At 42.8% G+C, this 20,799-nt stretch carries 23 protein-coding genes and 1 tRNA gene; 12 read left to right on the forward strand and 12 right to left on the reverse strand.

Annotated elements, in window-relative coordinates:
* Positions 1-207: 207 nt before the first annotated feature.
* Together rpoD and ABXT70_RS10780 are read left to right on the forward strand one after the other, a co-directional pair.
* A complete protein-coding gene (gene rpoD, locus ABXT70_RS10775) occupies positions 208-2,016 on the forward strand; it encodes an RNA polymerase sigma factor RpoD (RefSeq protein WP_443640495.1) in 1,809 nt (602 codons plus the stop codon).
* Positions 2,017-2,199: 183 nt separating this feature from the next.
* Positions 2,200-3,165: a DMT family transporter gene (locus tag ABXT70_RS10780; protein WP_443640496.1), complete on the forward strand. Its 966-nt coding sequence runs from the start codon at positions 2,200-2,202 to the stop codon at positions 3,163-3,165.
* Positions 3,166-3,200: 35 nt separating this feature from the next.
* On the opposite strand, the gene ABXT70_RS10785 is transcribed toward ABXT70_RS10780, so the two are convergent.
* Complete coding sequence (locus tag ABXT70_RS10785; RefSeq protein WP_443640497.1) at positions 3,201-3,779, reverse strand: VF530 family DNA-binding protein; 579 nt, start codon at positions 3,777-3,779, stop codon at positions 3,201-3,203.
* Positions 3,780-4,171: 392 nt separating this feature from the next.
* Between ABXT70_RS10785 and ABXT70_RS10790 the strand changes: the two genes are divergently transcribed.
* Positions 4,172-4,247: transfer RNA gene (locus ABXT70_RS10790), tRNA-Ile, on the forward strand.
* 332 nt (positions 4,248-4,579) lie between these two features.
* Here the strand turns inward: ABXT70_RS10790 and ABXT70_RS10795 are convergent.
* Together ABXT70_RS10795 and ABXT70_RS10800 are read right to left on the reverse strand one after the other, a co-directional pair.
* Complete coding sequence (locus ABXT70_RS10795; RefSeq protein ID WP_443640498.1) at positions 4,580-6,007, reverse strand: hypothetical protein; 1,428 nt, start codon at positions 6,005-6,007, stop codon at positions 4,580-4,582.
* Between the two features lie 26 nt (positions 6,008-6,033).
* On the reverse strand, positions 6,034-6,408 hold the full coding sequence (locus ABXT70_RS10800; RefSeq protein WP_443640499.1) for a hypothetical protein: 375 nt from the start codon (positions 6,406-6,408) through the stop codon (positions 6,034-6,036).
* 551 nt (positions 6,409-6,959) lie between these two features.
* Here ABXT70_RS10800 and ABXT70_RS10805 point away from each other — a divergent pair.
* A complete protein-coding gene (locus tag ABXT70_RS10805) occupies positions 6,960-8,351 on the forward strand; it encodes a hypothetical protein (protein ID WP_443640500.1) in 1,392 nt (463 codons plus the stop codon).
* Between the two features lie 147 nt (positions 8,352-8,498).
* Positions 8,499-8,651, forward strand: coding sequence for a topoisomerase DNA-binding C4 zinc finger domain-containing protein (locus tag ABXT70_RS10810; protein WP_443642506.1), 153 nt, complete (start codon positions 8,499-8,501; stop codon positions 8,649-8,651).
* 15 nt (positions 8,652-8,666) lie between these two features.
* Here ABXT70_RS10810 and ABXT70_RS10815 read toward each other — a convergent pair whose 3' ends face one another.
* The 4 genes from ABXT70_RS10815 to ABXT70_RS10830 form a co-directional block, all read right to left on the reverse strand.
* Positions 8,667-8,927 (reverse strand): hypothetical protein, encoded by a 261-nt coding sequence (locus ABXT70_RS10815; RefSeq protein WP_443640501.1) that lies wholly within the window; start codon positions 8,925-8,927, stop codon positions 8,667-8,669.
* A gap of 296 nt (positions 8,928-9,223) precedes the next feature.
* Entirely contained in the window at positions 9,224-9,604 is a 381-nt protein-coding gene (locus ABXT70_RS10820; RefSeq protein WP_443640502.1) for a VOC family protein, read from the reverse strand.
* Positions 9,605-9,986: 382 nt separating this feature from the next.
* Positions 9,987-10,277 carry a hypothetical protein gene (locus ABXT70_RS10825; protein ID WP_443640503.1) on the reverse strand — a complete coding sequence of 97 codons (291 nt, stop codon included), beginning with the start codon at positions 10,275-10,277 and terminating at the stop codon, positions 9,987-9,989.
* Positions 10,278-10,346: 69 nt separating this feature from the next.
* The gene (locus ABXT70_RS10830) at positions 10,347-10,526 is read right to left on the reverse strand and encodes a hypothetical protein (protein ID WP_443640504.1); all 180 of its coding nucleotides are present in this window, start codon (positions 10,524-10,526) and stop codon (positions 10,347-10,349) included.
* Between the two features lie 352 nt (positions 10,527-10,878).
* Here ABXT70_RS10830 and ABXT70_RS10835 point away from each other — a divergent pair, with 352 nt between their 5' ends.
* Together ABXT70_RS10835 and ABXT70_RS10840 are read left to right on the forward strand one after the other, a co-directional pair.
* Positions 10,879-11,229 (forward strand): cupin domain-containing protein, encoded by a 351-nt coding sequence (locus tag ABXT70_RS10835; protein WP_443640505.1) that lies wholly within the window; start codon positions 10,879-10,881, stop codon positions 11,227-11,229.
* Positions 11,230-11,452: 223 nt separating this feature from the next.
* On the forward strand, positions 11,453-11,674 hold the full coding sequence (locus ABXT70_RS10840) for a hypothetical protein (RefSeq protein WP_443640506.1): 222 nt from the start codon (positions 11,453-11,455) through the stop codon (positions 11,672-11,674).
* 301 nt (positions 11,675-11,975) lie between these two features.
* Here the strand turns inward: ABXT70_RS10840 and ABXT70_RS10845 are convergent, their stop codons facing one another.
* Positions 11,976-12,668 (reverse strand): glutathione S-transferase, encoded by a 693-nt coding sequence (locus tag ABXT70_RS10845; protein ID WP_443640507.1) that lies wholly within the window; start codon positions 12,666-12,668, stop codon positions 11,976-11,978.
* Between the two features lie 434 nt (positions 12,669-13,102).
* Positions 13,103-14,332: a M24 family metallopeptidase gene (locus ABXT70_RS10850; protein ID WP_443640508.1), complete on the reverse strand. Its 1,230-nt coding sequence runs from the start codon at positions 14,330-14,332 to the stop codon at positions 13,103-13,105.
* Positions 14,333-14,790: 458 nt separating this feature from the next.
* Here ABXT70_RS10850 and ABXT70_RS10855 point away from each other — a divergent pair, with 458 nt between their 5' ends.
* Both ABXT70_RS10855 and ABXT70_RS10860 read left to right on the forward strand, forming a co-directional pair.
* On the forward strand, positions 14,791-15,477 hold the full coding sequence (locus tag ABXT70_RS10855) for a tetratricopeptide repeat protein (protein WP_443640509.1): 687 nt from the start codon (positions 14,791-14,793) through the stop codon (positions 15,475-15,477).
* Between the two features lie 29 nt (positions 15,478-15,506).
* Positions 15,507-15,857 (forward strand): nucleotide pyrophosphohydrolase, encoded by a 351-nt coding sequence (locus ABXT70_RS10860; protein WP_443640510.1) that lies wholly within the window; start codon positions 15,507-15,509, stop codon positions 15,855-15,857.
* A 157-nt stretch (positions 15,858-16,014) separates the two neighbouring features.
* On the opposite strand, the gene ABXT70_RS10865 is transcribed toward ABXT70_RS10860, so the two are convergent.
* A complete protein-coding gene (locus ABXT70_RS10865) occupies positions 16,015-16,557 on the reverse strand; it encodes a GNAT family N-acetyltransferase (RefSeq protein ID WP_443640511.1) in 543 nt (180 codons plus the stop codon).
* A gap of 221 nt (positions 16,558-16,778) precedes the next feature.
* Here ABXT70_RS10865 and ABXT70_RS10870 point away from each other — a divergent pair, with 221 nt between their 5' ends.
* The gene (locus tag ABXT70_RS10870) at positions 16,779-17,738 is read left to right on the forward strand and encodes an ion transporter (protein WP_443640512.1); all 960 of its coding nucleotides are present in this window, start codon (positions 16,779-16,781) and stop codon (positions 17,736-17,738) included.
* A gap of 77 nt (positions 17,739-17,815) precedes the next feature.
* The gene (locus tag ABXT70_RS10875; protein ID WP_443640513.1) at positions 17,816-19,084 is read left to right on the forward strand and encodes an SEL1-like repeat protein; all 1,269 of its coding nucleotides are present in this window, start codon (positions 17,816-17,818) and stop codon (positions 19,082-19,084) included.
* Between the two features lie 62 nt (positions 19,085-19,146).
* On the opposite strand, the gene ABXT70_RS10880 is transcribed toward ABXT70_RS10875, so the two are convergent.
* Together ABXT70_RS10880 and ABXT70_RS10885 are read right to left on the reverse strand one after the other, a co-directional pair.
* The gene (locus ABXT70_RS10880; protein WP_443640514.1) at positions 19,147-19,764 is read right to left on the reverse strand and encodes a dimethylsulfonioproprionate lyase family protein; all 618 of its coding nucleotides are present in this window, start codon (positions 19,762-19,764) and stop codon (positions 19,147-19,149) included.
* Positions 19,765-19,804: 40 nt separating this feature from the next.
* The gene (locus ABXT70_RS10885; protein ID WP_443640515.1) at positions 19,805-20,083 is read right to left on the reverse strand and encodes a hypothetical protein; all 279 of its coding nucleotides are present in this window, start codon (positions 20,081-20,083) and stop codon (positions 19,805-19,807) included.
* Between the two features lie 208 nt (positions 20,084-20,291).
* Between ABXT70_RS10885 and ABXT70_RS10890 the strand changes: the two genes are divergently transcribed.
* Complete coding sequence (locus ABXT70_RS10890; protein WP_443640516.1) at positions 20,292-20,780, forward strand: hypothetical protein; 489 nt, start codon at positions 20,292-20,294, stop codon at positions 20,778-20,780.
* Positions 20,781-20,799 lie beyond the last annotated feature (19 nt).

Below are 20,799 nucleotides of genomic sequence, written 5' to 3' on the forward strand. Positions count from 1 at the left end.
TCACTAACGGATCTTATACCGGTCCACGGCTATCGGGCGGCATGCTAGGCATCGCAAAAACAGACCCATTTTAGCTATCGTCTCGTGCAGGCTTCAAAAAGCACAAATTATCAGCTATTCCCTTATACTTTGTGGAAGAACCCTTGTTTTTCGACTATAATGGAGAGCTGACATCTTCAATATCCGTTCACTTACTATAGGGTTGCCATGGCCGCCAACGAACAGCAACAATCTCGCTTAAAAGAACTGATCACCAAAGGTCGTGAACAGGGCTTTTTAACTTATGCAGAAGTTAACGATCACCTGCCACAAAATATTGCCGATCCAGATCAAGTCGAAGACATTATTGGCATGATTAACGACATGGGTATCACCGTATCTGAGCAAGCGCCAGATGCCGAAACCTTACTCATGACCGACGGTGACTCTACCGATGAGGCTGCCGCTGAAGAAGCTGCTGCCGCATTAGCCGCCGTAGAAAATGAGGCTGGTCGCACCACTGACCCAGTGCGCATGTATATGCGCGAAATGGGAACTGTGGAACTACTCACCCGTGAAGGTGAAATCGTCATTGCTAAACGCATTGAAGAAGGCCTGCGGGACGTCATGTCTGCTTTAGCTCATTATCCAGATAGCGTCATCACAATTATTGATGTCTACAAACGCATCTTTACCGATGAAGGCCGCTTAAGCGATCTTTTTAGTGGCTACATTGACCCAGATGGTGAACCTAACCCATCTCCAATCAATCCAACCACTGTTGTGAAGAGCGATAATGACGATGAGGAAGAAGAGACGGATAATGGTCCAGATCCAATTGAAACGGCGGAGCGCTTTGCCGAGCTAGAAGAGCAGCTTGTAATAACCCTCGTTGCTGTTGAAAAATATGGCCGCGAAAGCCCGCAAGTAAAAGAAGCATACGCTCACCTTGGTTTTCTGTTTTCACCACTAAAGTTGGTGCCTAAACATTTTGAGTCTGTGGCTAAATACCCTCGCGGCGCACTCGCCCGCATTCGTGCACAAGAAAAAATTATTACTATCATATGTAATCGTAAAGCAAAAATGCCGCGTGATGTTTTCCTAGCCGAGTTCCCTGGCAATGAAACTAACGTTGGCTGGGCAGATGAACTAATTGCCAGTGGCGCCTCCTATGCTCCGGCTATCCGCCGCAATGCAGTAGATCTTCGTCGTGCGCAACGTAAGCTTGCTATGGTTGTTGATGAGTCAGGCCTTAGCCTTACCGAAATTAAAGACATCAACCGCCGCATGACCATGGGCGAAGTCCGCGCACGTCGTGCCAAAAAAGAAATGGTAGAAGCTAACCTACGCTTAGTGATTTCTATTGCCAAGAAGTACACTAACCGTGGCCTTCAGTTCTTGGATCTCATTCAAGAAGGTAACATTGGCTTGATGAAAGCCGTAGACAAGTTTGAATACCGCCGTGGTTATAAGTTCTCTACTTACGCTACATGGTGGATTCGTCAGGCTATCACCCGCTCCATTGCAGACCAAGCCCGTACCATACGTATTCCAGTGCATATGATTGAGACTATTAACAAACTCAACCGTATCTCTCGTCAAATGCTTCAGGAAATGGGACGCGAGCCTACGCCAGAAGAGCTAGGTGAGCGCATGGAAATGCCAGAAGACAAGATTCGTAAAGTACTTAAAATTGCTAAAGAGCCCATCTCTATGGAAACTCCCATCGGTGACGATGAGGATTCCAGCTTAGGTGACTTTATCGAAGACAGCTCCATGGACTCTCCTATTGAATCCGCCACTGGCGAAGGCCTACGAGAAGCCACACGAGATGTATTAGCAGGCCTTACCGCCCGCGAATCTAAAGTGTTGCGTATGCGTTTTGGTATCGAAATGAATACCGACCATACCTTAGAAGAAGTAGGCAAGCAGTTTGATGTGACCCGTGAACGTATCCGTCAAATTGAAGCCAAAGCACTGCGTAAGTTGCGCCATCCAATGCGCTCTGACCACCTACGTAGCTTCATCGAAGACTAATCTTCGCTGTAAAGCTGGCTCACCCTGCTAGACATCAACCGTCTTGCGGGTGAGCCAACTCTCGATATCCCTCCCTTCCCATACAAGCCACTGGCTAATGGCGCACCTAATTCAATTATAAAGCTGTATTCTTCTAGTGAAGTTCGCTATATTGCCGTACGTTCTGTATTCGGCTTGGTTGTTATGTCATTTACTGTATCTAAATCAAGTAACACCATAGGCATCATTTGCGCCATCACTGCTGGTGTATGCTTTTCCACGACAGACGTCACTATTAAGTTTCTTAGCGATGCCTATGCGTTGCATCAAATTATTTTACTGCGCTCTATCATCGGTATGCTAGTCATTTTAATGTTACTGATGGCAAGTTCTAGTGGCCTAAAGACTTTAAAAACAAAACGCCTGGCGAAGCATTTAGTCCGTGGTGGCAGCGTTGTGTTAGCTAATATGTTGTTTTTTCTTGGTTTGGTGGCCATGCCACTAGCAGACGCTGTAGCTTTGTTCTTTATTAGCCCCAGTATAATCACCCTATTCTCCATCATATTTCTAAAAGAATACGTGGGCCCACACCGTTGGTTTGCCATAGGCCTAGGGTTCGCTGGGGTATTGATCATGGTACAACCGGGCAGCAGTCAATTTATGTTTGCTTCCTTATTACCTATTGGCGCAGCAGTTTGTTATGCCATTTTACACACCCTTACTCGTACCATGCGCGATACCGAATCAGCCGCCACTATGACCTTCTACATTCAAGTCACGTTTGTCGCTGTTAGCGCCGCCATGTGGGTGGTTGTGGGGGATGGCGAATTCAACAATCCAAGCAACCCATCTCTAAATTTCCTATTACGGCCCTGGAGTCCTTTGGAGCATGGGGATTTTAAGCTGTTTATGTTATTAGGATTTGCAAGCACCATAGGCGGCTACCTTATTAGCCAAGCATACCGTCATGCAGAAGCCGCGTTAGCTGCTCCATTTGAGTACATTTCACTACCGTTAGCCATGTTTTGGGGGGTAGTAATATTTGACGAATGGCCCGACATTATCACTCTAATAGGCAGCAGCCTTATCTTAATTTCTGGCCTTTATACCTTATACCGAGAAACACGCCACCCACACAAGCCACAAATGGCACGAGCCCATCAGCGCTAACTAAACATAATCAATTAAATTAACAACCCATTCACTTACGACTTGAGTTTATTGCGTGAACTGGCCCAAGGATCAAGGTGCTTAACACCACTGCCCTTAACTGTGGCTTCTGTACTTGCGTTAGGCTGAGGCTTCCAGGCCGACTTCGGTGCAGGTTTTAACCAAGGCTTATCATTAGATTGCGAGCTAGGCTTAGTACTATCACAATCTTTATCAGCACTGCTGCGCCCTGCCAACTTATCATACTCGTTTGCCTTGCTTTCTCTTTTCTCACGCACACGCTCTGCATCTTCTAAGGTCAGTTCACATGGCGCGCCTGCGACCTGGCCTTCAGGTATAATTCTGTCGCGAGGTGGCAGCTCAAATTGATCACTAGACACCTTTGGCAAGTTCTTAAACTTATATAAATAAAAGGCTTCAACTTTCTCCCGAGCCCATTTTGTTTTCTTTAAGAATTTAACGCTAGAATCAACACTAGGGTTTGTTTTAAAGCTATGAATATACAAATAAGCGTGCAGAATCTCAAAACCATAGTGATCAACAATTTCTATGAGCATGGATTTTAAGTTCAAACCATGCAGAGGATTGTTTTGGTAATTAATTTCTTCGGACATGCTTAGTTGCACCTAATATAATTCATTAGGTAAATTATACCTTATTGCAGACACCGATGGAGAAACGCCCACCCCAAATTCTTGGCACACACACTAACACGCAAACAGGAGCTCCACCCATGGGCAAAGCAACACATTGGACGAAATAACTAGTCACCAGTGCACGGTAACTGTGCACAAGAAGGACATCGCTATTTAGCTCGTCCCAACAACAATATGGACACCAACGGTACTAATGCACAAGACAAGACAAGACAAGACAAATCAAACTAAAACTTGTCAGATTTCCTCTATCATGGGACAAAAACAAAAAGAGACTATTAAATCAGTGATTTAGACACGTTGAATCTTGCCCTAAACCACTAGCACGGGTATCATGCGCGTTCCCATACGGGCCTGTGGCGCAGCGGTTAGCGCAGAGGACTCATAATCCTTTGGTCGTCAGTTCAAATCTGACCAGGCCCACCATATTAATGGTAATTAAATCAATTGATTACCTACATAGAAGCAGCTTTTGATATACATCACTGGCTGCTTTTTTGTATCTAGACTACACACAGACTACAAAACTTATTAACACCACTTTAACTGACACTTCCTCAAGAACTATCACAAGCGAAGCCTGCTTTAAATTCCTCAGTAGTAGGTTATTAAGGTCTATTTTGAAGCCACCCTACCCCAAAATAGCCACGGGGGGAGGGAATAGAAGTCCATCAGCATAGGGGTATCTGCCCAGATACATTAGAGGTGGAATGAAGCTCAATATTCCCGTTAGCAGAAAAAAACTATTGGTATCAATTTCACTTTCTCTCGCCAATGACAGCTTCCAACAGATCAGCATCTAACGGAAGGTTTAGGTACCCAACAATATTTCTAACTAACTCTCTATCCTCTGGACTGCCTTCAACACAATCCATAAGACTGTAAAAATATTCATGCCCGTTAGTCTCTGGGCCCCATAAATAATCCAACAGTACTCCATATGATGCGTCCCTATCTTCGTAATAGGATTCATACTCTGTGTCTGAAAGGTGGTTTTTGGCTTGATCCTTTATCGTCAAACCACGGTTAGACCTATCGTAATGCAAAGGGGTTGCCCATTCCCATTGAGGTATAAAGTAATGTTTATATAGTGCCAACTTACTTGGAGTGCATTGGGTTGTTATCGCTTCAATCTGCTGGCCAATCTGACCTTGAAGCAACTTCCTTAAGCCACTAGGGTTCCAGTACAGCCAGTTATATAAGAATTGATCAGCACGCGTCATCCCTTTTACAAGCTGAAAATCAAACGCCCCATTATCTATTATTTCTTCAATACCATTACTCGTTCGCTTAATAGTTACGAAAATTGGCTGCTTCCAGTGCCATGCACACGCATTAGAGTTACAAAACCTTGGCCCCCGAATACCAAGACCTGCGACAATAGGTACTTGACCACTCTCGTCGTATAGCATGCTCACATATTTAAGATTCTGCACCCCTGGGTAAACTGCATCCCATACCCCTTGGTCACCCTTTTCATCAAGATAAGGCACAACCACTCTTGCAACAGTGAAGTCAATATCCTTAAAGTACTGTGAATCATCATACAGATCCCACCCTACGATCCAACCAAATATCCCATCCGAGTTATTCAATTCATATAAAGAAGTTTTATCGCTCACTCTTCGTGTATATAAGACTGTTCCATCACCATCCTTAATTATCAGGTCTCGCTGATCAAATAATTCCACATTAAATTGAGCACCTGCTACCTCTAGAGATGATAGAGTCAGCCACTTCGGCTTTGGACAGATGATGTTATCGACCTGCCCATCTCTCTTAATAGCCTGTGCAGAATACCCAATATGCCTCCCGTCTTTGAACACATCTGCCCAGCCTTCTGCCTTGGTGGATTCTTTAAGATCAAAGCTCTCAAAATTACCATCATTAATACTAGTGATTTTTCTAGCATTAATATCAGGGTTAGCTCGGACTGAGACAGGGTTGCAATAGGATAAAGATTGACCCACCTTAATGGATTCTAGCTCTTTAATGGTTCCATCTGGCAGCTCAAACCCACTTCTAAGCATCACGCTGCTAGGACTATAAGCTCTAACAATATCGTCATTGCTAAGAGCCACCACAAGGCCAGAATTAGCTAAAGATAATGCTATGATACATACCCTTGAAAGAGCGGCTGATGCATTACCAAGTGCCCTGCAAAATCCATCCATATTGTTTTTCATTACGTTGTCTATCCTTGTTCTAACTTTTAACGAACAGTTGGGAAATCAACTTTTAACTTAGTCGCAACACCACCCACCACATCAGACCACACCCTAGCCATAGCTTCTTGTGCCCAGTCCGCATGCTGATGATTAACAGCTAGAGCATCGTAAACTGGCAATGAACTGATGCCTAAATTTGCGCCTTCCACCATAACTTTTTGGTGAGATTTCCTTAGCCTAACATTATGTAGAAATAGGTGATGATCATAATCATCCTCCTCAGACTCAGGTAGTTGGCCTATCTGATCTTTATAGGTGAGTAGGTTTGCTTCTGAACTAATAAGAAGTGTCCGTATAAGGCCTCCGAGCCTCATCATAGAGACACTAGAGCTACTGCTGAGATTTATATCATCATTCATAGTGTTCCTTTCCCCTAGCTACTCTTATTATGATCCTTATAACTAGACCTCAAGAAGCAACAGGTTATTATTAACCTTAGTACTCTGTGACTATTTATTATGCTAATGATCCTTAGCAACTAGACAACCATGATTGATGCTTCAGTCAGCATCTCAGGCGGGGTTAGTTAATGCAATAGACAGGCACCAGAATTCACTTCATCTTCAGGGTTCAGTACCTATCACCATCGTGATAATAGGTTCTAAACCATAGACAAATCATCACACTAGCCAGTCCAATAACTACCTTTATTCTAATGTACTAAGAGGCCCTCAGATGGGCTTAATTCCAAGGGGATAGTAGGGTGTTAAACTATTCTTATATAGCAATGAAGCACACCTAGGGGCGTCATTTTAGGTATACATCCGCCTAGTTCTTATTGCTTACCAACTACCCTACTAGCCCTGACTGATGTATAAATGGGTAGCTATCTCAGAATAATTCCTAGAAGTGTTACGATACTATGGAATCAATGTCATATTTATTATTGGAAGCTGTTGAGGGTGTAGTCATGAATGTTAAAAAAATAATTATTGGATTAACACTATCATTACTATTGGGCAGTGGAATAACAGTTGCTGCTGACTTTGATAAAGGTCTGAAGGCAGCACAATCTGGTGACTTTAAAACTGCTCTAGCCGAATGGATGCCGTTGGCTGAACAAGGCAATGCTAATGCGCAACGTAATTTAGGGCTTATGTACGATAATGGTGACGGTGTCCGAGAGAACGATAAGACAGCCGTAAAGTGGTATACCCTAGCTGCGGAGCAAGGACTTGACCAAGCTCAATCTAATTTGGGGCTTATGTATGAGAACGGACTAGGTGTCCAAGAGAACCATGAGACAGCAGTAAAATGGTATACCCTAGCTGCGGAGCAAGGACTTGACCAAGCTCAATCTAATTTGGGATTTATGTACTATAACGGTAAAGGTGTCACACAAGACTATAAGACATCTGCAAAATGGTACGCCTTAGCCGCTAAACAAGGGAATGTTCGTGGGCAATTTATGTTGGGGGTTATGTACCACTATGGTCAAGGTGTCACACTGGACAAAACGGCAGCTGTTAAGTGGTATACCTTAGCCGCTGAACAAGGAGATTCTAAAGCTAAGGAAAACCTTAGCATTTTACTCTTAGTCATTGGGAAAGAAATCTTTTCTTCAGAACCAGATGGGCACGATTGCTCTGGCGCAATTGACTATTTTGAAAAGGCACAAGAGGTTGGAAATGAAGAGGCACCTGAATATATAGAATTTTGTAAAACCTATCAAAGGGCCTCTAAAGGCGAAGGTATGGCACAATATGAAATCGCCATGCATTTTGACCTAGGGTATTTAGTCAGCAAAAATCCTAAAACAGCACTCTCATGGGGGATGAAAGCAAGAAGTAATGGTGTCGAATCAGCAGATAAGTTGATAGGAGAAATACTTATTAATGATTTGGTATATGGGAGCGATGTCCAAAAGCTCAGAGACTTAAGTCAGTTGTTAAATGATGAATGTTATAGAGACCTTGAATGCGCATTCGACAAGGTCTGGAAACATTTGGACATCTCTCAAGATGGAAATCTTTCCCTTGCCGAACTGTCAAAATTTCAACGCGATTTAGTTCAGTTTGCTTATATCGAAGAACTGGGATCGGATGTAGAAATTGCAGATGCTGCAGCTATCAACCTTACTTCGATTCTTTTACTACCGATCACTTCATCATCAATATTACATAGTTTTGATTACAATAATGACGGCACATTGCAGAAAGAGGAGGTTGTTGGACAAACTGAATTTGCTAAGCTAGTCGGCGTAGATGCTCAGTCTTTAATAAATGGAGTAGAATTTCAAGCTTTAGGCAACAAACTCAGTTCATCGATGAAAAATTTGCGCATACCCTTCGGGCTCTTTTAATACTGATTACCAACAAATATTACTGTTGATCTTGGTCGTTACATCAAACAATTCAAAGACACAGTTTTATCTAATGAAGAAGTTGAAAGGATATGTGGTTTACTTGCAAATGTAAAAACTGAAGTTAATATTTCTAAAAGGGAACACATTAGATCATTACAAGATCGTCATTCATCTGTCACAGTCTGTCCAAGATGTGGAGCTAACTTAGCTGAAAGAACAGTTAAACAAGGGCCAAGAACTGGCAATAAGTTCTTAGGTTGTAGTAGTTATCCTAAATGTCGTTTCACATTAAATTAAAGTATGAGTAGTTTTTCATTTGTTTTTTTCTTGCTCCACAAGTCTATCAAATTCTACTTTGTCCTTTACTTCCCTTAACATTCTTTTCTTATATGAAGATCCAAATACACCAAGAAGAAACATATGGATATACGCAATAGGAAATAAGAAAACAATATAAAGAATGACTAAGATTGAATTGTGTCTTTCAAAGATTTGTACCAACCCACGAAATGACCAATAAATAGTCAATAAGATTAATAGTAAACCAATACCTGAAACTGAAGAATCATCCATATTATTCCTGTCCCATCATTCCTAAAGATTATGAAGTAGGATAGTCCACTTTAAGCTTTGTTCCAATACCACCAGCCACATCAGCCCACACCCTACCCCAAAAAAGCCACGGGGAAGGGGAAATTAGTCCATCAGCATAGGGGTATCTGCCCAGATACATTAGAGGTGGAATCCACTATTAATTCATCACTTTATAAGCAGCGGTATAAACCCATTGTATAAAGTCAAATTCCTTCCCCTCTCCCTGCCCCAAGTATACTGAGGTTGCGCCCTCTGCATTCAATTCAAATGTTTCATCATTCCTTTTTTTCGGCCACCCACCATACGTTACCAAAGGGATCTTTGAACCCTGCCATTTTATCACCATGGCTTCGAAGCATTGGTGACATCAAAGATTCCGAGCCGCTTGCTAGGGCCAGATTGTATATACTTTCAACAGACTCAACATAAAGATGCATCTGTGATTGATTGGGAGGATAATTTTTAACAGCCTGGTTCAGCATGATTATGCTGTCTTCAATTTTCAAGCGAGCGTGTTGAATTGTACCATTCGGATTACGGCTGTCTTTAATAACCTTGGCACCAAAAACAGTAACCATGTAATCGACAAAGCTTTCAGCATCTAAAAGAGTAAAGTACGGTGTCAACTTAGTTTTGTTGTCTATGCTCTCAGCCATAATTGTTCTTTTATTCCCACTCAATAACACTACACCAGTAACCCATTGATAATACAAAGGTTTATTTTTAGTATGTAAGTCTTAAGCGTAATACTTTTCATAATAGTTTTCTCTGTCTGATTTCATCATTCCGGCAGTTTTTTCGACAAACCTGTTTCTATCATCTCTTGTTTTAAAAACCCAAATGCAAACTGTATCTTTGCTGTGATAAATAGCTTTAAGCTCGTCGTCGATATCACAAATATTTTGAGGTATATCTACTTGAATACAATACATTTTTATTCATTCCCACTCAATTGTAATGTTGATTCTATCTTGCTTTATATCAAGCACTCATGCCATTTTAATAGTACACATGCAAGTAATCTGTAACTCAATTCTGTTAAACTTCTATCGAGAGGTCTATCTTAACTAACTCTTCTTCACCAGCACTATTCCTCCACTTAGCTCCAAGCGTACCAAATTTCCCTTTCCCTGCAAACGACTCTCTAAACTCACGCTCCAAGGTCATCTCAATAAGCTGCCTATCCCCTTCTCTTATGATAAACTCATCATGTACTGGGATGACGGGCACTTTAAACTCATTGGCTACGTCAATAATCCTCTCCATCAACGTGCCATCTATAGCCTGAAGTGCCACGCCTAGACCACATCCAATCGCTGCAATATACATTGGGTGATGACGCTTGAAGGACTCAACATATTGTATGGCTGACTTCTTAGGAGACTCTAGGAAAACACACTACCCCTTTCTTCTTTTTTTCCCTTTATAAATCTCAACCTTTAGCTTTCCTGTTATGTCGTCATACCACCAGTGGGTAGTCATCAGCGCACGCATGTCACTATCTTCACTAGAGGCATTGAATAAGGCATTAATGAGCTTTTTATGGACACCGCGTGGCAGGTCTTTATAGTCAGGCATTGCATAAGCTTCATGTAGACCACGAGTAAATAACCCAAGCATCTCATGGTCTACCCCGTGAACGAGTCTCAGGATTAACATTGGATGGAGTTGGTTTATATCTAATGATCCAACCATAGATCCTGCAATGGTTAAGCCTAGCCGCTCAGTCTTAGGTTTATTCTGAATATCTGCATAGATTCATCCGCCAGAGTCAAAGTCACCTTTTTCCTTAAAGCCCCCTCTTTCCTTGGCCAAATATGAACATCTGACGTATGTCTGTTAGCAGCATCAGACATTTTCCTATATCAATGACGACTTCATATTAGTAGTATCTATAGTATTATCGGCACAGACAAAAGGACTATTTTCAATGAAGCATCTGTTTAAGCTCGACAATCAAAAATCAGCTGAGGTAATCAGTGAAAATTTAGAGGGATGGACCGTTGTTCAGGGTGCTCCTACCATGAAAACTTGGATACTCCATACATCCAATGATGGCAGTATGATTTCTGGTATATGGACAGCAACCCCGGGAACGTACCATGCTATTTATGCCGAATATGAATTCGTTCATCTCATAGAAGGGCGTATCACCATCACACCCGATGGTGGAAAACCCATGGACGTAGGGCCAGGGGATGCCTTTGTGGTCGACGTAGGGTTTAAAGGCACCTGGGAAATCAAAGAGTCTGTGGTTAAGCATTTCGACATTAAGCTATGAGGTTTGTTGCGGCACGTGACTGACATTTCTATTCATTAGTGCATGATTGCGACAAATCAATGCTGTAGATCAACCTTAACGCATGCCTACGCTAGATGTGAGCAGTGTGCTGTCTATTACCCTAACCATCTGCTGTGTGCACGTGTATGCTTAAGGAGTTGTGCTAGATACCACCAGCAGGAGATGTATACTGTTTTATAAGCACTAACAGGAGAACAGAAAAATGGAATGGTTAATCGGAGTTTGGGATGCGTTTGGTCAATATATCTTATACGTTTTGCTAATGCTTTATCTGATGTATATGGCTAATGTTATAAGTGGCTACTTTGAGAGCGCAGCAGAATACAGAAATGAAATGTTGCAGAATCAGCAGGTACAAATTGACATTCAAAGACATATGCTAAAGGCACTAAATCGAATAGATGTCACTACTAAAAATCAGTAAGTGATCTAGAGGTAAGCATGTAGATACACTAGATACCTCTAGCACCCGATGTATATTGGTTGATAAGGATAATTGTTAACGCGAGGACATGTTCATGCGTTTTATGGTTAAGAAGTGCCCCAATTTTAGATATATCAAACCCAAGGCCTGATGCAGCAGTGGCAGCAGCTCTGCGTCAATCATGAGCAGAAAAGTTGAAGCCCACCTCCTCCATAATGTGTTCAAACACTCTAGACATTGAAGCTGCTAACACACCTTTACGCGGAGATGAGAACACAAATGCATGCTCAATTAATTCTCTTTATATGCTATCTGGGATGCTAGGGCTATACTCATCAGATCGAACTTTATCATGATCATAGGTCTTAATTTTCCACTCTCTGACGCGCGGATTTTTATTGATCTGGTTATATAACTTTACTAAGCCCTCAAAACGTTGAATAACTTCTACAGAGACATCATCAATAACTCCCGAAGCAATCCATCCTAAAAGGCTCCAAACTGCAAGATCAGCAATAGTCATGTTGTCTCCAACAAACCAGTCCGAGTTGTTGGCAGTTAAAAGATCTTGCAAATAACCAAAGTATGTTGGCAGTTCATTAGAGGTCAGATCTTTTCTCATCGCCCTCTTTTTCATTGGATCACTTTCTTTCATTGAGGGACTTAAAAGCGCATTAATATTTTCAACAGCAACAACGATTTGATCTACCTTGCCTGCCTCAAAAATATCATCAGGGTACATACCACCAAGCTTTCCACATATTCTTGCAATTGCCATTGTTTGCCCAATGCTTTCACCATTTATATGAAGAACAGGCAATTCACGGAAGGGAATTATCGTGCCATCTTCCATTTTTCCATTCTCTTTAGCATGATCCCAATCATCATTATTAATTCTGACATCTTCAAACTTTATATTGGCAATAAATAAAGGCAGTCTTGATATTTCAGCACGCCAAAACGGTAAATCGAAATATATAATTTTTAAGTTCACTAGTTAATCTCCAAATTATCGTAACAGCTCTAATTATAGTTAGTAAAAATCCTCAAAAAATCTCTCTTGGAGCATTCCAGCAGTCTCATCCAAAAATCGATCCCTATCTTCCCTTGTTTTTAAGACCCAAATACACACTGTATCTTTGCTATGATAAATAGCCTTTAACTCATCGTCAATCTCACATACTTCTTGTGGTATTTCAGTGACGAAGTATCAGGATGGGTCACGGGAATCTTTGATTAGCCCTAGGATGCTAGAAAATGGACAGGTGATACGCACTGAAACTGGTGCTACGCTAATGTAGATAAGGCACAGCAAATGGCCAGCCATTGCTTGGATACTGGATGTACAGATTGTTAAAATGCTTATTAGTCGGCTAAAACTGGAGTTCAAACTGGATGAGGTGGGTGATTGTTGGCCAGATTTATACGTTAGATAATTACCTCTTTTAAAGATTTAGGATGATCCGTGACGCCTTCGTACCCGTCTTCGGTGATAATAAAACTGTCACCCACTTGCGCACGAAAAGTATCAACTGCGACTGACCCGTCAATAGCCAAAACCATTCCGGGTTGCAGAATGGTTGTATCACCTGTAACCAGCTGTGGTTTTTCCAAAAAACTGAAACCCGTTGCGCGCCCACAACGAAATGGATAGTCATATCCAGCGCCTTGAATAACTTTCGCATAGGCTGCATGTACACTTTCTGCTGTTACACCGGGACGTAAGGCATTCAATGCAGCTTGCTGACTAGCGACTGCAACTTCATAGACTGCGGCTTGAGATTTATCTGCTATTTCGCCTATCCAAAAAGTTCGGTCAAACCCCAGCTTAAAACGATGAAAATTAGTCATGCCACAGAAACACAAAAACACTGGCTCACCATGTTTCATAACACGGTTTGTAGCACGATGATGAGTTTTTGTTATCTCTTTTCCTGACGCCATAATCTGTAAAAAATGGATACTAGGCGACATTGTAGTATCGTCATAATGAGCGGCTAACAGCTCCGCCGCTTTGCGTGTGCCTGCTTCAGATGTAGCTATTGCAACCTCATACTCTGGAACACCATCCGCTATTACTGCTCTCCCTGCCGCCATCATTACATTCGCTACTTGACCGGCATGGCGCGCTAACTGCAGTTCTTCCGCAGTTTTAATCATCCGCATATCAGCCAAAATCGGGGTTGCATTAACCAAATCACCAGCGTCTATAAAGCGATCTAAATAAGTTCGGACCAGTGATGGCATATGGTTTGGTTCGATAGCAATGTTATTAGCGCTTTTTAGAACAACAGAAAATTCTTCACGCCATTCACTTCCCGCACCGTCATTCCAAGGGGCAATTCTGTCAACCTGAGCAGCAGCCTCAGCCATAACCAAATCAATTGTCGGGGTAATTAGTAAGGTCCCACCGTCTTTCGGCACAACTAGAATAGTTGGACGACCGAATTCCATGTGTAAATAATCATAATACCCAGTGAGATAATAAACATTGTCGTCATCAGTGATCAGCGCTACGTCAATATTAGCTGCTGCAAGTTTTGTTTGAAATTGATTCATTCTTTCAGTGAACATAGCTTGCGTACGCTCCATGCGCTGTTCAAACTCAACTAAGGGGGTCTGGCGTTGTTGTTCTTGCGTTAATGTATTTTGAGTCATTCCATTTACCTTCTTCTTACCTAGGTCTGCTAGAAAACGTGTTACGTGCCAAAAAACAATAGTTGATATAGTTCTGGGTCCGTAGCACCTTCGGTGCCTCATGCTAATATTCAGCTTTATTCATTAAACCCTAAAGCATGTCGCCATTGTGTCTGTTGCGCTGCAACTAAGCATGCGAGTCAGGAAACTGGCGCTTCCCCTATGAAATCAAAAAACATCACCAGCGCCTTTTGTTGTCAGAGGTGGGCTCACAGTTTACTAATGAATTCTTCAACCTATTTCACTACAATCAACCCATTTGATGTGATTATTAGATTTAATATGGCCCAAGCGAGTCGTCCGTCCTTTAACATATCGATAAGCAGACATATCAGCACAATTTCTAGGGCATCTATGTATACTCGTCAGTTAAGAATTATAACTAATATGAGAACATGTGGATGCGTATGCACAAGTTAATGGCGATAGTAACCTTTTCAATGCTATTAGGTAATGGAGTTGCAGTTGCCGCAGATTACGATACGGGATTTAAGGCTTTTCAAAAGGGCGTATTCAGCATTGCTTTAGCAGAATGGGTGCCTTTGGCTGAGCAAGGAGACGTAGACGCTCAAAATAGCCTTGCAGCTCTTTACAAATTTGGATTGGGCGTGCCGCAGAATGCTGAGACAGCTGTAAAGTGGTACAGCTTATCAGCTAAGCAGGGAGATGCAGCTGGCCAATATGGCATGGGAACTATGTACGCTAATGGTGAAGGTGTGCCAGAGGACGATGAAACAGCCGTAAAGTGGTTCGCCTTGGCAGCGCAACAGGGAGATGTTAGGGCTCAATATAACCTGGGGATTATGTACGATAGTGGCCAGGGTGTTACAGAGAACGATGAGACCGCAGTAAAATGGTACACCTTAGCAGCTGGTCAGGGCCTCGCTGACGCACAAACTAATCTAGGGATAATGTACCAAAATGGATCTGGTGTTCCAATAGACATTGATCGCGCCTATATGTGGTACAACATTGCAGCCTATGGTGGTAATGATCTTGGTGCTCAAAATAAGCAGACGCTTGCTAGTGAAATGAATGCTTCTCAAAAAACTAAGTTACAAGAAATGTCTAACACCTGCTTGGCCAGTGGCTACAAGGATTGTTAACGTCTAACCTGTTTAAATAGGCCTTTATAATGGACATTAGGGAAATCCAAAAAAAGCTCTCTATCTTTAGCAAAGAAAGGGAGTGGGACCAATTCCACACTCCTAAAAACCTTGCTGCAGCCCTTAGTGTAGAGGCCTCTGAGTTATTGGAGGTGTTTCAGTGGCTAACAGATAAACAATCCCGCGAATTAGATACGGTCCAAATGGCTGACGCAGAACAAGAGGTTGCTGATATTGCAATGTATCTGCTAAGAATTTGCGATGTAATGAACATAGATATTGAGGCTGCAATCGAGAAAAAACTTGAAATCAATGCAGACAAGTACCCGGTAGAAGCGGCTAAAGGAAACGCTACCAAGTACAATAAAAGGATTAATTAATAGCAGTGATACCCCAGTCTTGCAACAACAAAAAAGCGGGAGTCCATTACCATAATACGGTTGTTTTTTTGGTCCTACACCATAGTATAAGTTATCTACTAAATAACTCTGATAACGATGCTCTTGAAGGTATATACCCAGATGATGAGTTAATGGTTTAGTCGTCTGGCAGAGTCTTATCACCATCACCGAGTTGCAATTGCAGCAGCACAGAGTCCATCCAACGGTCAAATTTGTAACCAATGGATTTAATTATACCAACCTGCTGAAATCCCATTTTTTTATGAAAATCGATAGACATTATATTTTCTGAATCCCCAACCACAGCAATCATCTGGCGGAAATTCATTTCCGTACAAGTCACAATCAAGTCTTCAAGAAGGCGTTTGCCAAGTCCCATCCGCTGAACTGCATCAGCAACGTATATTGAGTTCTCAACCGTGTAACGGTATCCGGGGCGAGGACGATAGGCAGAAGCGTAAGAATAACCCAGAACTTCATCACCACACACGGCGACCCGGTATGGATAACCAGCGTGAGTAACAGCGTCGCGCCGAAGGATAATCTCCTCTAGGGATGGTGGTTCTTCTTCCCAACTTGAGACACCATGCAGGACCTGGAACGCATATATCTCTCGAATAGTTAGCATGTCCTCATCACGTGCGTCGCGGATAATGATATCTTTATGTTGCTTGTTCATTCTGCCACCTTTAGATGTGGAAAACTAAATAATGCTGAATCAATAGATGTCAGCGTGTCGATCAGGCGGCAGAACTAGCACACAAGGTGTGCCAACTCTGGGCCATATTCAATGGGTTAATTGGTAATAGCCTGCAGTATGACTTAATAAAGCTCCCAGCAGGCTTGCAGGGAACGATGACATGACAGCATAAGTTGTGCTAGCTTTAAAGTGGTAATATTATGCGTCATTATGTAGTTTTTTGGGGAGCCCTGAGCGCCATGAATGTTTATCGACAAAGAATAATGGAGATCCTGAGTAAGGGCGACCCCGATGATACGGTAAGTAGAGTCTGCGACATATTTCTTTCCATTCTAATAATCCTTAATCTGGTGGCCGTGTGCCTTGAATCTGTCGACTCTATTAACCTCCAATATCACAGCGCACTGATGGTGTTCGAGTGGTTCTCTGTTACTGTCTTTCTCGTGGAATATCTACTGCGCATCTGGTCAATTGCCGCAGACGACTCAGCTCGAGGTGCCACCGAATGGGGGCGTCGTGGCTCATATGTCTTTAGTTTTACTGGCCTGATTGATCTAGCTGCTATTTTGCCAAGCATTTTGCCCTTAATTATGGGTGGTGTAGATTTGCGCTGGCTGCGTGTACTGCGACTGCTAAGGTTGCTAAAGATGTCTCATTATTCATCAGCACTAGAGGACCTGGGCTCCGCAATTTATGAGGAACGTCGCTCTTTTGCTGCCACTTTGTACTTGCTGGCCATTGCCTTATTTTTATCCAGTTCAATGATGTACCTCGCTGAGAGTGACGTCCAACCAGAGCATTTTCAATCCATTCCCCAGACCATGTGGTGGTCATTAATTACACTCACCACGGTCGGCTATGGAGACGTTTATCCTATCACTGCCATAGGCAAGTTTATTGGCGCCTTAACTGCATTAATGGGGGTCTGCACTGTGGCACTGCTAACCGGTATTGTTGCCTCAGCCTTTTCCAATCAAATGGCTCGCAGAGAAGCTATTTTTGAGGCGGAAATTAATGCTGCGATGAGTGATGGCATCATTACCACCGATGAAAAACTGCATATTGAAGCCCTCAGGGCACGCTTTAATATCCCCGAAGAACATGCCAAAACCATTTTAGGATTATTGTCTGAGAAAAAAGACCCTGACACACCTTTATGATCTGTTGCTGCTCAATAATTGTCGATTTGGTCAGCTTTTGCCTTTTTATGTTATATTAAACTTAAAAAGGTGTGCATGTGAATTCACAATTTGATAATGGGCTGCGAGCATTTCAGTTAGGCGATCATGCGGTTGCACTAATGGAACTGGCTCCTTTGGCTGAGCAAGGTGATGCTAGAGCACAGTACAACCTGGGGATTATGTATACACGTGGTGTAGGCGTTCCAAAGAGCGATCAGACAGCACTTAAGTGGTACATCAAAGCTGCCGAACAAGGTGATGCTTTGGCCCAATATGATCTGGGGTTTATGTACAAGCGCGGTGCAGGTGTTCCACAGAGCGATCAGATAGCAGTTAAGTGGTACACCAAAGCTGCCGAGCAGGGGCATGCCAGTGCACAATATAATCTAGGGTTTATGTGTACGCGTGGTGTAGGCGTTCCAAAGAGCGATCAAGCAGCGCTTAAGTGGTACACCAAGGCTGCTGAGCAGGGGCACGATAGAGCTCAAGCTAACCTGGTAGAAATGTACAAGCGTGGCGATGGCGTGCCACAGAACGATCAGGACGCTGCTCTCTGGTATGCCAAGGCTGCTGAGCAGGGGCATGCCAGCGCTCAATATAATCTGGGAATTGTGTACCGAAATGGTAAAGGCGTCCCACAAAACGATCAGATAGCAGTTAAGTGGTACACCAAAGCTGCTGATCAGGATCATGCTAGTGCGCAATATAATCTGGGGTTTATGTACAAGCGTGGTGACGGTGTTACGCAAAACGATAACACAGCAGTTAAATGGTTCATTTTAGCTGCCGAGCAGGGCCATGTTAGGGCTCAATATAATCTGGGCATTATGTACTCTAGTGGCGAAGGTGTTCCAAAGAATGATAAGGAAGCTATTCTGTGGTACACCTTAGCTGCTGATCAGGGATACACATTGGCCCAATATAATTTAGGAATTATGCACAAGCGTGGCGATGGTGTTCCACAGAACAGTAAGATAGCACTTAAGTGGTATACCCTAGCTGCTGAGCATGGCCATGCAAGTGCTCAATATAATCTAGGCGTTATATACCAAAACGGAAAAGGCGTCCCACAAAACGATCAGACAGCGCTTAAGTGGCACACTAAAGCTGCTGAACAGGGACACGCCAGCGCTCAATCTAACCTAGGGGTTATGTATAAGAATGGTATGGGCGTTCTTGTAGACTATGTGCGTGCGTATATGTGGTGGAGTTTATCCGCACATAACGGCAGCATGTTAGGTGCTGAAAATAAAGAGGCCATCGCTAAAGAAATGACTCTCGATCAAATAGCCAAGGCACAAGAAATGTCCAGCAGGTACTTGTAGAATGCACATACAGGCTGCTTAGGACATGCATGCACTTTGATAAGTTAAACTAAAAGATCGATCTATATATTCGATTTCTGTACAAGGTTGCCCCCTCGCCAAACGTATAAAGCCAGCAGTGGCTCACCTGATGTGCGCATTGAGTGTTTGATGTTACTGGCATGATGAATTAGTGGGCAAGGGGCAATATGTTGCCAGCCTTTTTCCTCGTGATACCACTCAGCGGTTCCACTGATTGGAAAGTATAATTCCTCCGCCACGTGCCAATGCTCAGGGTAGGTAACATTATCACCAAACAGAACTAGTCCACTTGATAGCACATCACTATGCCAATATGCATCGGGGCCTAGAAACTTTAACCACCCATATTGCTGTAAAAACTCTTCACCAAAATCTTCTGTGGAGTACGTCTGATTGAAATGTAAATTAGATTTACTATCGATCATACGTTCGATTAAAGGCTGGTTTTCTTCAGGGGCCTGTTTTGCCATTTGTGACAAATAAGATAATACTGGTAGACTTTTTGGCGCTAGCATTCGGTCAGGTTTTTTCAAATCCAACGCCGGTATTAAGCTGCACCAATCTGGCGGACACCTTTGCTTTAGCTGAGCCAACCATAGGTCTGCCAGAGCCGACAAGCCAAGTGTAATTTTAGAATTATTTGTAGTATCGAATTTCATACAACACATTGTACCCAGATAGTATCTTGTTGCCGGTGCCCTAATTTGTGTGATTAAGCCTCACAGTTCCAACAACACTCTCCATAGAGATAATATCCGGATTCGCCATACGCTTATCTCTTGCTGCATCAGCTTTATCCATAGCCTCTTGGCTCTCATAGAGCGATACTGCTATCAATTTATTGCCGTCACTTTGAATCCCAATAAGCTGTTCTGCCGATGGAAAATCACTTATTGCATTAGCCGCATAAGATAGTGCTGAAGCATCCGCTACTTCTTGAGAAATTAAGGTTACTGTGGTGATTCTAACTATCGACATAATGCTCTCCTGAATAACTGTTCGATCAGTTTTTAAACTAGTCGCCACAATATACCCCAACTTGATTTATATCTAGTACAGAGACTGAACTAGACTTTAAATGTGTGGATGGGTACTGTTAACTCAGGCCTGAATAGCATGGGGCTGATTGGGCAGATTAATACTGGCCGTTGACGAACTGATCCAGTAACTTATAAGGAACATAATAATGAAAAGTATGAAAAGTATGAATTTCCAACTAGGTGCAGTGGGTATTGCGCTGGCTCTGAGTGGTGGCGCAGCAGCAGAAACTGGTGTTGGGTACTCCATAAATGTAGAAGGTGAACAAAAAACCATGGCTGATGGCACCATTGTTAGAGAGACCACAGCCGATGACATATGGCTTCTAGACGATCAACCAGAAGGCTTTGCATCAAAGATGGTTGCCCGTTGTTCGGCTATATACGTAATGGGGGCCGATTATTCCAATAAGGGTTCAACATTTCGTTGCACTGCAAGAGATGGCGATGGTGATGGTTATATCACTGGTGGACGTATACCAGAGGCTGATTGGACTGGATGTGCCATCAGCACTGTTGCTTCATGGGGCAAATATGCTGGTGCTAAAATAAATGGCACCTGTCAAGTAGGCGGTCCCTTTGCTGGAGCAGATACGGGATCCTATACGTGGGCCGGGGAGTGGACTCTGCCTCAATAGCTAGCTTATACACTAGTAA

This window comes from Candidatus Njordibacter sp. Uisw_039 (genome assembly GCF_047730075.1).
GTDB lineage: Bacteria > Pseudomonadota > Gammaproteobacteria > Pseudomonadales > Balneatricaceae > Njordibacter.